Annotated in this window: 14 protein-coding genes; 2 read left to right on the top strand and 12 right to left on the bottom strand. The window is 64.3% G+C overall.

What is annotated here, in order from left to right; translation table 11 throughout:
* Positions 1-64 precede the first annotated feature (64 nt).
* The 6 genes from EV665_RS22825 to EV665_RS22800 all read right to left on the bottom strand — a co-directional run bounded on the left by EV665_RS22825 (position 65) and on the right by EV665_RS22800 (position 7,377).
* Positions 65-997 carry a sugar ABC transporter substrate-binding protein gene (locus EV665_RS22825; protein ID WP_133035824.1) on the bottom strand — a complete coding sequence of 311 codons (933 nt, stop codon included), beginning with the start codon at positions 995-997 and terminating at the stop codon, positions 65-67.
* A gap of 169 nt (positions 998-1,166) precedes the next feature.
* A complete protein-coding gene (locus EV665_RS22820) occupies positions 1,167-2,342 on the bottom strand; it encodes a Gfo/Idh/MocA family protein (RefSeq protein ID WP_245507801.1) in 1,176 nt (391 codons plus the stop codon).
* Between the two features lie 12 nt (positions 2,343-2,354).
* Entirely contained in the window at positions 2,355-3,407 is a 1,053-nt protein-coding gene (locus EV665_RS22815) for a sugar phosphate isomerase/epimerase family protein (protein ID WP_133035823.1), read from the bottom strand.
* Positions 3,408-3,426: 19 nt separating this feature from the next.
* Positions 3,427-4,236, bottom strand: coding sequence for an SDR family oxidoreductase (locus EV665_RS22810; protein ID WP_133035822.1), 810 nt, complete (start codon positions 4,234-4,236; stop codon positions 3,427-3,429).
* 14 nt (positions 4,237-4,250) lie between these two features.
* Positions 4,251-6,092 carry a 3D-(3,5/4)-trihydroxycyclohexane-1,2-dione acylhydrolase (decyclizing) gene (iolD, locus tag EV665_RS22805; protein WP_133035821.1) on the bottom strand — a complete coding sequence of 614 codons (1,842 nt, stop codon included), beginning with the start codon at positions 6,090-6,092 and terminating at the stop codon, positions 4,251-4,253.
* 94 nt (positions 6,093-6,186) lie between these two features.
* The gene (locus EV665_RS22800) at positions 6,187-7,377 is read right to left on the bottom strand and encodes a Gfo/Idh/MocA family protein (RefSeq protein WP_133035820.1); all 1,191 of its coding nucleotides are present in this window, start codon (positions 7,375-7,377) and stop codon (positions 6,187-6,189) included.
* Positions 7,378-7,492: 115 nt separating this feature from the next.
* Between EV665_RS22800 and iolG the strand changes: the two genes are divergently transcribed.
* Positions 7,493-8,494 carry an inositol 2-dehydrogenase gene (gene iolG / locus EV665_RS22795; protein ID WP_133035819.1) on the top strand — a complete coding sequence of 334 codons (1,002 nt, stop codon included), beginning with the start codon at positions 7,493-7,495 and terminating at the stop codon, positions 8,492-8,494.
* Positions 8,495-8,537: 43 nt separating this feature from the next.
* On the opposite strand, the gene EV665_RS22790 is transcribed toward iolG, so the two are convergent.
* From EV665_RS22790 to EV665_RS22765, 6 genes are all read right to left on the bottom strand, one after another.
* On the bottom strand, positions 8,538-9,449 hold the full coding sequence (locus tag EV665_RS22790; protein WP_064331542.1) for a MurR/RpiR family transcriptional regulator: 912 nt from the start codon (positions 9,447-9,449) through the stop codon (positions 8,538-8,540).
* Positions 9,450-9,605: 156 nt separating this feature from the next.
* On the bottom strand, positions 9,606-12,131 hold the full coding sequence (locus EV665_RS22785) for a methyl-accepting chemotaxis protein (protein ID WP_133035818.1): 2,526 nt from the start codon (positions 12,129-12,131) through the stop codon (positions 9,606-9,608).
* Positions 12,132-12,242: 111 nt separating this feature from the next.
* Complete coding sequence (locus EV665_RS32660) at positions 12,243-12,440, bottom strand: hypothetical protein (RefSeq protein ID WP_064331544.1); 198 nt, start codon at positions 12,438-12,440, stop codon at positions 12,243-12,245.
* A 2-nt stretch (positions 12,441-12,442) separates the two neighbouring features.
* Positions 12,443-13,432, bottom strand: a complete 990-nt coding sequence (locus EV665_RS22775; protein WP_133035817.1) for a hydroxyacid dehydrogenase — start codon at positions 13,430-13,432, stop codon at positions 12,443-12,445.
* Positions 13,433-14,248, bottom strand: a complete 816-nt coding sequence (locus EV665_RS22770) for an HpcH/HpaI aldolase family protein (protein ID WP_133035816.1) — start codon at positions 14,246-14,248, stop codon at positions 13,433-13,435.
* A 10-nt stretch (positions 14,249-14,258) separates the two neighbouring features.
* Positions 14,259-15,695, bottom strand: a complete 1,437-nt coding sequence (locus tag EV665_RS22765; RefSeq protein WP_133035815.1) for an NAD-dependent succinate-semialdehyde dehydrogenase — start codon at positions 15,693-15,695, stop codon at positions 14,259-14,261.
* A gap of 319 nt (positions 15,696-16,014) precedes the next feature.
* Here EV665_RS22765 and EV665_RS22760 point away from each other — a divergent pair, with 319 nt between their 5' ends.
* Positions 16,015-16,224 (top strand): hypothetical protein, encoded by a 210-nt coding sequence (locus EV665_RS22760; protein WP_133035814.1) that lies wholly within the window; start codon positions 16,015-16,017, stop codon positions 16,222-16,224.
* Positions 16,225-16,247: the final 23 nt, after the last annotated feature.

Raw genomic sequence — 16,247 nt, 5'->3', positions numbered from 1 at the left:
GCTTCCTCCTCCCATCCTGCCGTCTTGAGCGGGAGCGCCGTGAACGGCGCTCCCGAGGATCGGTTCAGTTCTTCGTCGCGTAGTCGGCGACGTTCTCCGGCGTGACGAGTTCGAAGGGAATGTAGGTCTTCTTTTCGACCGTCTCGCCCCTGGCGATCTTCAGCGCTGCATCGATGGCGCCCTTCCCCTGCCCGACGGCGTTCTGGAAGACGGTGACGTCGAGATCGCCCGCCTGCATGGCGGTCAGCGCGTCCTGGGTCGCATCGACGCCCGCCACGACGACGCTGTCCATCGACCTGCCGGCGGCCTTCAGCGCCTGGATGGCGCCGAGGGCCATTTCGTCGTTGTTGGCGATCACGGCATCAAATTCCAGGCCGGCGGAAAGCCAGTTGCTGACCAGGTCGAGGGCGGGCGTGCGCATCCAGTTGGCCGTCTGCTCGTCGAGAACCTTGATGTCGCTGCATTCGGGCCGTGCGAGAACGTCATGCGTGGCCTTCGTGCGGCCGCGCTGGCCGGTCGTGCCGAGCTGGCCCTGGAGAATCACCACGCTGCCCTTGCCGCCCAGGCTCTTGCAGACGGTTTCGGTTTCGAGCGTGCCGGCCTGCTCTTCGTTCGAGCCGACGAACGCCTGCTTGTCCGGAAGGCTGTCGACATTGGACGGTGCATTGTTCACAAAGATCAGCGGGACACCGGCCGCTGCCGCGGTCTTGGAAATCGCAGCGCCGGAGTCGGCGTCGACCAGCATGATGATGATGGCATCGACGCCGGATGCGATGAAGTTCTCCACCTGGCTCTGCTGCTTGGCGATATCGCCCTGCCCGTCTTCCATCTGGATTTCCACGCCGTCGAGCGTCTTGCCGTAGTCTTCCATGCCGTGCCGGAGAACGGTGAGCCAGTTGTCGTCGAACAGGGACATCGCGACGCCGATGGTTTCGGCACGTGCCGAGCCGGACATCAGCGCGAGGGCGGCGACGGCACCCATAAGATATTTCTTCATTGCATTTCCTCCTCTTGGATAGGTCGACCCCTTGTCGCCCTTGTTAAAGATCAAAGCTTCGCCAGTGCCGGGAGAGGCTGTCTCCCGGATCAAACGGCCTTTCGGCCCGATCCATCTCTCGTGTTCCATGGCACTCCCAGGGAGTGCCGAATGTCAGCCGTGCGCTACCTCAGGCAAAGCGCGGTGGAAGCCATCCTCCATTGTGCTTTTCATGGCTGTCGACGACGGCGTCGACGAAAGCCACACCCTTGAGACCGTCATACGAAGCCGGGATGCCCTCCCCCATCGGTCCTGCCGCTCTTCCCTCCGCATTGGCGCGAATGATGGCAGCGAAGCCGGAATAGAGGTTGGTGAAAGCCTCGATGTAACCCTCGGGATGGCCCGGCGGGGTGCGCGTGCGGGCACGCGCGTCCTCCGAAAGATCGTCGCGGCCGCGCTTGATGGTCTCGGGCGCGCCGAAGAGTTTGGTGAAGACCAGTTCGTTCGGATGTTCCTGATGCCAGACCAGACTGCCCGTCTCGCCGAAGACGCGCAGGCGAAGGCCGTTCGACTGGCCGATCGCCACCTGCGAGGACCAGAGCAGCCCGCGCGCGCCGCCCTCGTAGCGGATCATCACATGGGCGTTGTCATCCAGCGCCCGGCCCTCGACGAAGGTCGCAAGGTCCGCGGCGATGGCCTCGGCCTTCAGGCCGGTGACAAAACCGGCGAGATGATAGGCATGGGTGCCGATATCGCCGATGGAGCCGCCGCGGCCGTTCTTCTTCGGATCGGTGCGCCAGGCCGCCTGCTGGTTGCCCTGAAGCTCGATGCCGGTCGCCATCCATTCCAGCGGGTACTCCACCTGCACGACCCGCACCCTGCCGATATCGCCGCGCGCCACCATGGCGCGGGCCTCGTGCACCATCGGATAGCCGCTATAGGTATAGGTGACGCCGAGGAAGCGACCGGTCGCCTCAGCCAGTTCATGCAGCGCGACGGCATCCTCCAGCGTCGTCGTCATCGGCTTTTCGCAGATCACGTCGATACCGGCTTCGAGAAAGGCCTTGGCGATGGGATAGTGCGTGTGGTTCGGCGTGCAGATCGCGACGACATCGATCCGGTCTTCCCGGCCACGCTCGCCCTCGACCATCGCGGCATAGTCGCCGTAGGAGCGATCCGGCGCGATGAAATTCTCGGCCGCAAAGGCGTGGCCGCGCGCCGCATCGACGTCGAACGCCCCCGCGACGAGGTCGTAGTGGTTGTCGAGGCGTGCGGCAAAGCGGTGGATGCCGCCGATATAGGCCCCTTTACCCCCGCCGACCATGCCGAGGCGCAGCCTGCGATTGGACAAGTTCGTGCTTGCCATGTCCTTTTTTCCTCAGATACCCAGGATTTCATGATTGACGGAACGGTCCGCGCCGGACTTGACGAAATCGTCGAAGGCGCGTTCCGACACGCGGATGATGTGGTCGCTGATGAAGCGCGCGCCCTCGGCGGCGCCGTCCTCCGAGTTCTTCAGGCAGCACTCCCATTCGAGCACGGCCCAGCCGTCGAAATCGTAGCCGGTCAGCTTGGCGAAGATCGCGCCGAAATCCACCTGCCCGTCGCCCGGCGAGCGGAAGCGCCCGGCGCGGCTCACCCAGGGCTGGTAGCCGCCATAGGCGCCGGTCTTGCCCGTCGGGCGGAACTCGGCGTCCTTGACGTGGAAGGTCTTGATGCGCTGGTGGTAGTGGTCGATATAGGTCAGGTAGTCGATCGACTGCAGCACGAGATGGCTCGGATCGTACATGATGTTGCAGCGGGAATGGTTGTCGACCCGCTCCAGGAACATCTCGAAGGTCAGGCCGTCATGCAGGTCCTCGGTCGGGTGGATCTCGTAGCAGACGTCGACACCTTCCGCATCGAACGCATCGAGGATCGGCCGCCAGCGGCGCGCCAGTTCGTCGAAACCGTCGGAGATCAGGCCGTCCGGCCATTGCGGATAGGGATAGAGGTAGGGCCAGAGCAGCGTGCCGCTGAAGGTGGTGTGGCGGTCGAGGCCGAAACGCCGGGACGCCTTGGCGGCGGCCAGAAGCTGGCGAACCGCCCATTCCTGGCGTGCCTTCGCATTGCGGTGAACGGCCTTCGGCGCGAAGGAATCGGCCGGCAGGTCGAAGGAGGGATGAAGGGCGACGAGCTGGCCCTGGAGGTGCGATGCAAGGTCGGTGACGACGAGACCGTGCTCGGCGAGCACGCCCTTGAACTCGTCGACATAGTCCTGGCTTTCGGCCGCGCGCTCAAGATCGATGACGCGGGTATCCCAGGTCGGGATCTGGACGCCCTTGAAGCCTTTATCGGCAGCCCAACCGGCGAGCCCCTTGAGCGTATTGAAGGGCGCTTCGTCCGCAGCGAACTGTGCGAGGAACACGCCGGGTCCCTTGATGGTCTTCATGTCCGTTTCCAATCGAAATTCAAAGCGGTGCGGCGGGATGGGGCACGCCGTCGTAAGCGCCCCAGATGCCCTGGTCGAAATTGACGATCGCGCCGGTCATCAGCCCGGATTCCGCCGAGGCGAGGAAGGCGATGGCGCGGGCGACCTCGTCGGGATCGATGAGACGGCCGTTCGGCTGGGCGGCGGCCGCCTTTTCCAGCCAGTCGTCCGGCTGGCCGTCCAGCAGGCGCTGCGTCTTGTCCTCGCCTTCCGAGGCCATCCAGCCGATGTTGAGGCTGTTGACGCGGATGCGATTGCGCAGCACGGCATAGGCCGTGTTGCGCGTCAGCGTGTCGAGCGCGCCCTTGGAGGCGCAATAGGCGGCAAGGAACGGCTGGCCGCCCATCGACGACATGGAGGAGATATTGACGATCGTGCCGGCCACATCCTCGCGACGGAAGAGGCGGATAGCCTCCTGCATGAGGAAGAAGGGCGCCCGCGTGTTGACCGCGAAGAGCATGTCGAACAGTTCGGGCGTCGTTTCGAGGATGTTGCCCCGGTTGGTGGCGCCGGCGACATTGACGAGGATATCGAGCCGGCCGAACGCCCGGTCGGCGGCAGCGATGACGGCCCGGCAATCCTCGACCTTGCCGAGATCGGCGGCGACGAACACGGCCTTGGCCCCGAGCTTTTCCAGCGCGGCCACTTGTGCCGCGCCCTTTTCGGCCGAACGGCCGCAGATGACAATGCCTTCGGCGCCCCGCTCGGCGAAGAGCCGCGCGGTGGCCGCACCAAGGCCCTGGGTGCCTCCGGTGATCACCGCGATTTTTCCTGCAAGTTGCGCTGTCATGGACCCGCTCCCCCTCAGACGCCGACGCGCTGCTTCTTGCGGCCGGCCTGCTGGTCGGCGGCAGCGGCATTGACCTCGGCCCGCGCGCTCACCTGCGGCACGCCGACATCCCACCAGGCATCGCCCGGCGTCCAGGTGAAGGCGTCGGAGACGATGGTCAGCACGGTGGTGCGGTCGGTGGTCTGCGCCCATTCCACGGCGTCGCCGAGATCGGCGAGGCTTTCGACGCGGCGGGTGAGAGCCCCCATCGCCTCGGCATGCTTGATGAAGTCGACGGGGAACGGCTCCTTGACGCGGCAATCCTTCAGGAGGTTGTTGAAGCCCGGCGTGCCCTTGGCGTTCTGCAGACGATTGATGACCGCGTAGCCGCCGTTGTCGCAGACGATGAGGATCATCTTGTGGCCGGAAAGCACGGTCGAATAGATGTCCGAGTTCATCATCATGTAGGTGCCGTCGCCGATCATGACGATCGGCGTGCGGGTGGGATCGGCCATGGCCGCGCCCCAGCCGGCGGCGATCTCGTAACCCATGCAGGAAAAGCCGAATTCGCAATCGAAGGTGTGCGGCGCCTTCACGCGCCAGTTCTTCATCACCTCGCCCGGCAGGCCGCCGGCGGCCGTGATGAGGAGATCGCGATCCTTGGCCTTGGCATTGACGATGCCGACGACCTGGGCATAGGTCGGCACCGGCGCGTTGGTCGGCTTCTGGTAGCCGTCGAGCGCCTCGTTCCACTTGGCGAATTCCAGTTCACCCTTCTTCGTCCAGGCGCCATCCGCCTTGTAGTCGCCGATGGCGGCTTCCAGTTCGTTCACCGTTTCCAGCGCATCGCCGACGACGGCGACGGCGCGGTGCTTGTTGGCATCCCAGCGCGCCGCGTTGATCGAGACGAAGCGGGCGTCGGGCGAGAAGGCCGTCCAGGAGCCGGTGGTGAAGTCCATGAGGCGCGTGCCGACGGCGAGCACCACGTCGGCCTCGCCGGCCAGTGCATTGGCCGAGGTCGAGCCGACGATGCCGATGGGGCCGACATGGGCCGGGTGGTCATGGGTGACGGTGCCCTTGCCGGCAATGGTCTCGCAGAGCGGGATGCCGTGCTTCTCTGCGAAGTCGGCCAGCGCCGTCTCCGCGCCGGAATAGCGCACGCCGCCACCGGAAATGATGAGCGGACGTTTCGCCGCCTTGAGCACGCGAACGGCCTCGGCAAGGCTGTCGCGGTCCGGCCGGGGGCGCGGGATCTTGTGGACGGTCGGCGCGAAGAAGCTTTCCGGATAGTCCCAGGCGATTTCCTGCACATCCTGCGGCAGGCCGATGAAGGCCGGGCCGCAATCGGCCGGGTCCAGCATGACGGCGACGGCCTGCGGCAGCGAGGCGATGATCTGCTCGGGATGGGTGATGCGGTCCCAGTAGCGCGTCACGGCCTTGAAGGCATCGTTGACGGTCGTGGTCGGATTGCCGAAATGCTCGACCTGCTGCATGACCGGGTCGGGCCGACGGTTGACGAAGCTGTCGCCGGCAAGCAGCAGGATCGGCAGGCGGTTGGTATGCGCCACGCCGGCCGCCGTCACCATGTTCAGCGCGCCGGGGCCGATGGAGCTGGTCGCCACCATGATCTGGCGGCGGCGCGTCGCCTTGGCAAAACCGATGGCGGCCAGCGCCATGGACTGCTCGTTCTGGCCGCGCCAGGTCGGCAGCGTGTCCTTCACCGCTTCCAGCGCCTCGGAAAGGCAGGTGACGTTTCCGTGGCCGAAAATGGCGAAGACGCCCGGGAAAAGCGGCTCGCGCTTGCCGTCGATTTCGGTGAACTGGTTGCAGAGATAGCGCACCAGGGCTTGCGCCATGGTCAGGCGGATCGTGGACATAAGAAACCTCCCTTGACCGGCGTAACGGTGCCGATCGAACTGCGGAACTTTTATTGCAAGAATTTAAATATTGCAAGACTGCTTGTGAAATGAGTCACGCAAGCGTGCAATCCAACCACACCCCGCCCGCCTTGCTGGACGCTGCGGCCGCCTCGACGAACCGCACGCCCAGGGCGCCGTCGAGCACGGTCGGGTATTCCAGCAGCCCTTCCGGAATGGCGCGCCCCGCCCGACGGGCCTCGATGGCGATTGCAAGTTCTTCGTAAAGATTGCCCCATGCATCGCTCAGTGCTTCGGGGTGGCCACGCGGCATATGGACGAAGCGCGCCGCATGAATGCCGATACCGCTGCCCTCGCCGCGCGTCAGGATGCGCGCGGGCTCGGCGAAGGGGCGGAAGTGCAGGAGTTCCGGCTCTTCCTGGTTCCATTCGAGGCTCGCCTTTTCCCCGAACACCCGAAGGCGGATACCGCAATGCGTTCCGGCCGCCACCTGCGAGATCATGATGGTGCCGGGGATGTCGCCCTCGTAGCGAACATGCATGAAGGCGGTGTCCTCCAGCGGCTTGTCGGGGCCGAGCGTATGGAACTCCGCCCTGAGGCGCGTCACGGGGCGTCCGCAAACGAAGGCGCCGAGATGATGGCAATGGGTGCCGATATCCCCGGTCGTGAAGGCCGGGCCGACGACGGCCGGATCGATGCGCCATTGCGCACCGGCGCCCGCATCCTTTGGCGGCGTCAGCGCCCATTCCTGGAAATATTCGACATGCACCTGCTGCAGCGCGCCGAGCGCGCCGCTGCGCACCATCTCGCGCGCCTGCCGCACCATGGCATAAGCGGCATAGGCATAGGTGACGCCGAAGACGAGCCCCGTCTCCTGCTGGCGGCGCACCAGATCAAGCGCATCCGGCAGGTTGGTCGTCAACGGCTTGTCGCTGATAATGTCGATGCCCTGCTCCATGAAGGCGACGGCAATGGCGTGGTGCGAATTGTTCGGCGTCGTGATCGCGACGGCATCGATCCCGTCGGCGCGCGCGGCCTCACGCTCGGCCATCTCGCGATAATCCGAGTAGATGCGATCCTCCGCGAGCAACCATTCACGCCCGGAGGCGCGGGCCACCTCGGGACGTGACGACAAGGCCCCGGCGACCACATCCCAGCGGTTCGAAAGGCGCGCGCCGCGGGCATGCACCTTGCCGATGAAACTGCCCTGCCCCCCACCGACGACGCCGAGGCGCAGCCTTCTTTCCGGCTGTGGAAAATGCTCGTCCTGCCCGTGCTGCGTCATGTTTGTCTCCTCCTTCAATCTTGCGACAGATCGCTCTTGCAGAATTATTATTGACGGATTATCACAAGCGCAACAAATTTTGCACAACCTGTAACCGGTCTTTTGGAGGAACCCGATGATCAAGATCGCACTGCTCGGCTGCGGGCGAATTGGGAAAATGCATGCCGCCACCGTTGCGCGCGCGCCGAGTGCTGAACTCGCCGTCGTATATGATCCGATCGGGGCTGCGGCAGAGGAGGTCGGGCGCCATTACGGCTGCGCGGTGGCTGCGAGTGCCGAGGAGGCCATCGCCCAGGCAGACGCCGTGCTGATCGCGACGTCCACACCCACCCATGCGGATCTCATCGAAGCCTCCGCGAGGGCGGGAAAGGCGATCTTCTGTGAAAAGCCGATCGACCTGTCGCTTTCCCGGGTGGCTGCCTGCCGCCAAGCCATCGGCGGCTTTTCCGGGCCGATCCAGATCGGCTTCAACCGCCGCTTCGATCCGGGACACCGGGCGGCGCGAGATTCGGCACGCGCCGGCGAGATCGGCGAATTGCAGCAGGTCGTCATCACCTCCCGCGACCCGGGCCTCGCATCCCGCGACTATCTCAAGGCGTCGGGCGGTATCTTCAAGGACATGACCATCCACGACTTCGACCTTGCCCGCTTCATGCTGGATGAGGAGCCGGTCGAGGTGTTCGCCACGGGAAGCACCCTCATCGACCCGACGCTTGCCGAACTCAACGACCTCGACTCCGTCATGGTGGTGATGCGCACGGAAAGCGGCAAGCTTTGCCACATCAACAATTCCCGGGCCGCCGTCTACGGCTACGACCAGCGTGTCGAACTGTTCGGCTCGAAGGGAATGGTGATCTCGGGCAACCGCAAGGCCCACGAGCTCGAACGGTTCGGCGCCACCGCGACCGGCGTGGGCGAACCCTATCTCAACTTCTTCATCGAACGCTACGCGGAGGCTTTCACCCTCGGGCTCGAATCCTTCCTGAAATGCGTCGAGGAGAACAGGACGCCGGACGCGACCTTCGAGGATGGCGAGAAGTCCCTGGCGCTCGCGGAAGCGGCGAACCTCTCCCTCGCGGAAGGCCGCTTCGTGAACATCCGGGAAATCCGCGCCTGACCTCCACGACCGCCGGCTCGGCTGACCCGGCGGTCGCCCGTCCCTACGGTTTGCGGCGCTGGTTGCCCGTAACCGTCGGGATCTTCGGCGATCCCTTCTTGTCGTCCTGAAGCAGCGCGGCAAGCGCCACCGCAATCGCCTGTGTCAGGCACATCGGCGCCGCAAGCGAACGCGAGAACGAATACTCATCCTCCGGAATCGTGAAAAGCACGCTGGCATTCTTGGCGAGCGGCGAAAGCTGGCTGTCGGTGATCGCCACCATGGGGGTCCCGTTCTGCGCGGCGACGTCGGCGATCGCCACCACTTCCTTGGCGTAATGCCTGAATGCGATCGCGACGAGCACGTCCTTCTTGCCCATGACCTGCGCCATTTCCGGCGCGAGGCCACCGGCGGGATCGAGAAGAATGACCCGACATTGCAACATGGACAGAACGTAGCGCAGGAATTTCGCGATCGGCTCCGAACGCAACTGGCCGGCGATGAAGATCGTGTTGGCGTTCTTCAGCGCGCGTGCCGCCTGCGCGAGGCTTTCCTCCGTCGTTACGTTCAGCAATTCCTGCAAGGTCGCAATGTCCCGCACGACCAGGTCGTGGAGGAAGCCGAGATTGCCCTTGCGCTTGTTCTTTTCCAGGTCGACGTCAAGCGCGCTGATCCGCTCCCGGTAGCCGGGTGCAGCCGTCGACAGCCGGCTCTGGAAAACCGTCTGAAGCTGCTTGAAACCCGAAAAACCAAAATGCTGGGCAAAACGCACAAGGATCGAGGGGTGCGCACCGCACTCATCCGCAATGAAGTTGATCGATTGCATCGCCACGACATTGGGATTTTGCGTGATATAGCGAGCAACCTGCTGGAATCGATCACTCAACTCCGGATAGGCCTCCGTTACGATGTTCACGAACGTCTCATAGTTCGCTGTTCGCGGTGGCGGCTGATCCGATTGCTTCACTCGTGGCATCAGTCACAACTCCCAGGATTGATTTACGCAAGGGCGGCGCGTAACCAGCGCGGTCCAACTTCATAGGCAATCGCAGTATTGCAAAAACACGAAACCTGCAATGGTTCTTGAGGGGACGCGGAATCCTCCGATAGGCTGCGCGGGATCCAGGACCGTTCAAGCTGCAGACACAGTGACGTCATCCCTTGCCTCGGGCAAGTTGAACTGCGCCACCAACGACATCAATGCCTTGGTTTGCATGGCAAGGTGGCTAGTGGCCGTATTCGTTTCCTCCACCATGGCCGCGTTCTGCTGCGTCATCTGATCCATGGTGTTGATCGACGCGTTCACCTCGTCAAGCGCCGTCGATTGCTCCCGGCTGGCTCGGGCAATCACCGCCATCTGCTGGGAAACGGTCACGACTTTTGACGAGATCGCACCGAGTACCGAACTGGTTTCCTGGACGACGCGCGCTCCGGAGACGATTTCCGCATTTGATCTCGCAATCAGCTCCTTGATTTCCTGCGCGGCATCCGCGGATCGCTGGGCAAGCTCGCGCACTTCCTGTGCAACGACCGCAAAGCCCTTGCCAGCCTCGTCGGCGCGAGCCGCCTCGATACCCGCATTCAGCGCGAGCAGATTCGTCTGGAAAGCGATTTCATCGATCGCAGCGATGATCTGAACGATCTGCGTCGATGCTTCCTCGATTTTCGCCATCGCGTCGATCGCACTGACGACAACTTCCGAGGAGGCGTCTGCCGTGCGTTTCGTTTCCGCGATGATCTGATTGGCTTCCTCCGCCTGTACCGCGGATGCCCTGACCGTCGCGGTGATTTGCTCGACTGCGGCGGCGACCTCCTCCAGCGCGACGGCCTGCTGTTCGGTCCGCCTTGCGAGATCAACGGCCGAGAGGCTCATTTCGCCGGCATTGCCTTCGATCATCTGCGTGTTCGAACGGATCTGCGTCACGGTGTCCTGAAGCCGCAGCAGGGACGAGTTGAAGTCTGTACGCAACTGTTCGAGGCGGCCGAAGAACGGCGTTTCGATCGTGTGGGAAATATCGCCGTGCGCCAGGCGCGCCAGGCCTGCCGCAAGCGCACTGACCGCAAAGTCGATCTGGCGTTCCACCTCCCGCTTGTCGGCATCGTTCCGCAGACGCTCCTCTTCGGCTTTCACCCTCTCGGCATTGCTTCGTTCCTCGATCTCGACCTTTGCAAGCGCGTTGTTCTTGAAGACGCCCAGCGCGCGGGCCATGTCGCCGATCTCATCGATGCGGTTGTCGCCAACGATCGCGGTTTCGAGCTTGCCTTCCGCCAGACGACGCATGGCTCCGGTAATCTGGCTGATTGGCCCCTTGAACGTCAGGGTCAATCCGATGCCGGCGAGGACCGAGATGGCTATCCCGAGGCTTATCGCCCCCGCGGAGATGGAATTCGCACCGCGCCGCTCGGCTGCCGCAGTCTGCCGCTGAAGCTCTGCATATGCGGTCAATTGCTGCCATGTCTGATCCAGATCGACGGCGGACGCCGTGAACTCGTTCAGACGCTGGTCATTCGCCTTGACGAGCTCGGCGCCAGCCTTCTCGATGGCATCAAGCGCCGGGAGCATTTTGTTCTTCAAGCCACCAAAATGCTGAAACTCGCCCGCAGTTTTCTCCAGGGTGTCGAGATCGCGGCGTACGCCGGCGAACTCCTGAAGCAGCCGCTGCAAATTATGCTCGCTCGGCGCCATGGTAAAACGCGCCATCAGGATCTGGATGGCATAGGCGGAGTTGATCAGCTTCTGTCCATCCCGTTGGGCCGTTCGCGCCTTTTCGACCGGCTCGACGCTCTCTGCGAACGTCTTCGTCGCTTGCTTGATTTTCTGGTCTGCCGCGGCTTCGAGTGCGCCCTTGACGGCTACCAGGGATCCCAGAGCATCCTCCAGGCCGGCAGCGCGTTCCATCGATATGTCGTTTGCCTCCACGATCGATTTCAGCTTCGTGGCAACATCGGCGACCACCTGTCGGATCGTCGTTTCGTCGGAGGGCAGCGACATGCCGAGCATGCGCTGATGGCGGATCAATTCCTTCATGCCAGCCGATACGGCGGCGAATTTGGCTTCAGGATCAGTGGCTCTGGTCACCTCTTCGCGCAGGCGCGCCGCGAAAGATGCAAGCTCGGTGACACGGTCGGCATCGCGGAGCTGATTGCGTGCGACCGTCTCCTCCTCGTCCGCCGTGCGCTGAACGACCTTCATTCCCTCCGCGATATCGAACTGAGCCGAAACGATCGCGCTCTGGGCTCGCTGGAGATCGTTCGCCAGGGCCGTTGTTTTGACATGCAAGTCCCAAAGCGACCCCATCCGCGCCGAAATCCCATCGATGGACGTCACGGCGCGTTCAAGATCGTCACGCCCCTCGGCGGTCGGATCGAGCTGTTGGAGCCCTTCCCGCAACAGGGATTGCTGCGACACCAGCCTCTCCGCGACCTGGTCGCGGCTTTCCTCCGACGCCGCTTCCAGGAACCTTGCCATTGCCGCCGAGAGGTCGCGAAAGCCGCTCAAGGCCTGGAGAACGGAGTTGGAAATCTCCATGCGGGCTTGCAGCAGGCCGGATGTGTAGAAGCCCGTGACGCCGACGGCGGCAATGCTCAGGATGAAAGGTATGATGAAGATGAAGACCTTCGTCTGGATGCGAACCCGCGACAACAGCTTTTCGAACATAAGCTCCCCCGTCTTTGCTCAATTTTTCTGCGCAAAACAACGGGCGTGATGACCGTTGTCGTCGTTACCGCAAGAAGGTGCGCCCTTTCGGGCGCACCAAGGCGGACACCCTCAATACGGAGCGTCAGGGAAGTAGTATTCCGCGGCATTGTCCTTGGTGATCAGCGGGCTGCCGAGCACGTGGCGGCCGTTGATCGGAGCCTGCGTTGCGAACTTCCCTTCGCCCGGCTCGACCGAAAGATCGATGCCCTTGAGCACCGGCACGGCGCCGTACGACTTGGCAACCTCGCGAAACGAAAGGAGCGACATGGTTAGCTTCCGACCGCCGGGATCTTCGTTTCCGCCCGTTCAACCCCGTTCACGACGAGCGCCGGATCGAGCGTGCCCTTGAAGAAATCGAGAATGTTCTGCGCTGCGGCGACTGCCATCCGACGCGCGCAGGCCTCCGTAAGGCCGGCATTGTGCGGGGAGAGCACCACCCGCTCGTTGGCGAGCAGAGGAGAATCCGCGCGCGGCGGCTCATCCTCGAACACGTCCAGGCCGGCAGCGGCAATGCGCCCCTCGTCGAGCGCCGCAACAAGCGCCGCCTCGTCGATAAGCCCGCCGCGCGCCGTGTTGACGAGGATGGCCGACGGCTTCATCGTGGCCAGTTCCGCCGCGCCGATGAGCGCCTTGTCGCCGACCTTGGGCACATGGAGCGAAACGACGTCGGCCCGGCGCAGGCCGTCCATGAGGTTGTCGACCGGGATGACGCCCGCCGCCGCGATCCCGGCAGCATCCTGGAACTTGTCGTAAGCGAGCACGGTCATGCCGAGCGCGCCGGCGATCTGCGCCAGCCGCTTGCCGATTCGGCCGAAGCCGACGAGAAGCAGCGTGCCGCCGTCGAGCTCGGTGGCGTCGAGGCTGTTCCTGTAGTTCCAGTCGCCCGCACGCATCTTCCTGTCGAAGAGCACGGTACGCCGCGCGGCCGAGAGCATGAGCATGGCGGCGTGTTCCGCCACGGCCCGGGAATTGACGTCGCCGACCACGGCAAGCGGGATGTGACGGCTATTCAATGCGCCGACATCGACGGAATCGTAGCCGACGCCGTGGCGCGACACGATCCTCAGATTCGGCGCTTCCTCGACATGCCCCGCGGTGAGAGGCTGCGTGCGGATCAGCAGCGCATCGGCGGTGGGAAGGAACGGACGGTAGCTCTCCGCCGAAACCTCCTCGACGTAATCGACCACGACGCCGGGCGCCTGGCGCAGGATGGCCAGCCCGTCAGCGTGGATCTTGCCGGCAACCAGAACCCGCGGCATTCAGTATCCTCCCGTATCGATCTTGTTTGCCGGAACCACCTCCTGCGTCAGCTCACGGAATGTCCGCACGCTCGCCTCAGCGGCGCCGGCGAGGAGGCGCACGTCGTTGGAGACGGTCACGAGATCGAAGCCCCAGCCGACGGCCTCGGCAGCGTAGTCGGGCGTACCGTTGTGCAGCGCCGCGCGTTTTCCCGCCCGGTGGGCCGCGTGGAGGATGGTTTTGATCGCCTCGATCATTTCCGGTTCCCGGCGGTCGAAGCCGGGTGCGTAGCGCTTGCCCTGCAGGCCGAGCGTCAGGTCGGCGGGGCCGATATAGACACCGTCGAGGCCGGGCGTGGCGAGGATGTCCTCCAGGTTCTCGTAGGCCTGCGCCGTCTCGATCATGGCAAGGCAGATGATCTCGTCGTCGGCCTCGGCGGCATAGCCGGGACCAGCCGAAAACAGCGCCCGGCTCGGCCCGAAGCTGCGAACGCCTGCGGGCGGATAGCGCACATAGGAGACCAGCCGTTCGGCCTCGGCGCGCGTGTTGATCATCGGGCAGATGACGCCGTAGGCGCCGGCATCCAGCGCCTTCATGATATCGGCGGGGTCGAGCCAGGGCACGCGCACCAGCGGCGTCACGCCGCTCGCCCGCATGGCCTGCAGCATCGGCACCGCGCCGTCATAACCGACGATGCCGTGCTGCAGGTCGATGGTGATGCTGTCGTAGCCCTGCGCGGCCATGATCTCTGCGCTGAAGGAATTGGCAATGGAAAGCCAGCCGTTGAGCACCGGCTTTCCTTCGGCCCAGCGCTGCTTGACACCGTTCCTGATCATGGGAGCCTCCTCAGACCGTCATTTGCGCAAGCTTGACATTGGTATAGTCGAGGATGCCCTCGGTGCCGCCTTCGCGGCCCATGCCGCTCGCCTTGATCCCGCCGAAGGGCGCCTCGGCCGCGGCCAGGGCAAAGCTGTTGACGCCGACCATGCCGGCCTCCAGCCGCGCCGCAGCCTCGCGGGCGCGGGCGGCGTCGCGGGTGAAGACATAGGCGGACAGGCCCATCTCGGAGGCGTTCGCCCGCTCGAAGACCTCGTCGGCTTTGGAGAAGGGCGTGATGGCGGCGATGGGGCCGAAATTCTCCTCCGCAAGCGCCTTGGCGTCGTCCGGCAGGCCGGTGATGACGGTGGGCTCGAAGAAGAAGCCGGCATTCATGTCCGCGGGACGGTGCCCGCCGGCAAGAATCCTGCCGCCCCGGTCGCTTGCATCCGCGACGACCTCCTCGATGGCGGCGATGCGGCGCTCGTTGATCAGCGGCCCCATCTGCGTCGCCTCGTCGAGGCCATGGCCGAGCTTCAGGGCGCGGGCGCGGGCGGCAAAGCCCTCGGCGAAACGGTCATGCAGCGACTCGTGCACGTAGAACCGGTCCGGCGTGACGCACACCTGCCCGGCATTGGCGTATTTGGTCGGCACGGCAAGATCGAGCGTCCGTTCCAGATCGGCATCGTCGAAGACGATCATCGGCGCATTGCCGCCGAGCTCCATGCTGACGCGCTTCACCGTCTCGGCGCTGTCGCGGATCATCTGCTGGCCGACACGGGTGGAGCCGGTCAGCGAGACCTTGCGCACCGCCGCCGAGGCCATGATGGGCTTGTAGGTATTGCCGGTCGGGCCGATCAGGAGATTGGCGACGCCGGCGGGAATGCCGGCCTCACGCAGGCAATCGAAGAGGATCATCGCCACGCCCGGCACCTCGACGGAGGGCCGCACGATGACCGCGCAACCGGCGGCAAGGGCCGGCGCGACCTTGCGGGCGATCAGCGCGGCCGGGAAATTCCAGGCGGTGAAGGCGGCGACGACACCGACCGGCTCGTGCGTCACCTCGATGCGGCCGCCCGGCGCGCGGCTCTCGACGATCCGGCCGTAGATGCGGCGGGCTTCCTCGGCGTACCAGCGGAACTGGTCGACGGCGAGGCCCCATTCGCGGCCGGCCTGGGCGAGCGGCTTGCCGGTCTCCAGCGTCATCTGCCGCGCAGCTTCCGCCGCGCGCGCCGCCATGACATCGGCGGCCTTGTGCAGGGCATCGGCACGCGCCCAGGCGGGCGTCGCCTTCCAGGCCTGAAAGGCGCGGGCAGCGACCGCAATGGCGCGCTCCGTGTCATCAACCGTTGCGACGGGCACGACACCGAGGACATCGCCATTGCCCGGGTCGGTAATCTGCGTCGTGGTGCCGCTCGCCGGCCCCGACCAGACACCGTCGATGAACAAGCCGTATGCGCCGTACATGTCTCCTCCTTCTGCAAGCACCCTTGCGCCCGCAAAGCAATGTTAATTTTACAAACAAACGAAGAGCAATTTTTGTTGCGCGTCAAGTGCGAACATGCGCATTCGGCCATACCATGCGCGGGATTGGCGCACGAAAGGGCTCGCAACAGCTCCTCCTCCATAGGGAGAAATTATTATTGCATTACGATATCAATTGCAAGATAAGTTGCCTAAAGAATGACGAGGGCGTGCCGGGGCGTTTGGATCCACCCTGCCGGCGTGGCGACAATTGGAGCAAGTGCCGCAAGCAAGGCCTGGCTGCCGCAGCACGATCTGCGAAATGCCCGTGCGCGTCGGCGACCAGATCGACGCAAAGATCTGCGGATCGTTTCCGGTGCGTGAACAGAAAGGACTTGTCATGCCGCTTCTGAAAATTCACACGATCGAGGGCCGCACGTCGGAAGAAATCTCCACCTTGCTCGATGTCAACGGCGGAGTAAAAACCGGCCACGGGGCGGAGCAAAAGTCGGCCACTGCGGCGCCGGCCTGAGACCGCCGGGAGGGCTTAAGCCC

The sequence above is a fragment of the Shinella granuli genome, assembly GCF_004341885.1.
Classification (GTDB): domain Bacteria; phylum Pseudomonadota; class Alphaproteobacteria; order Rhizobiales; family Rhizobiaceae; genus Shinella; species Shinella granuli.
This window is presented reverse-complemented; position numbering and strand designations above follow the sequence as displayed.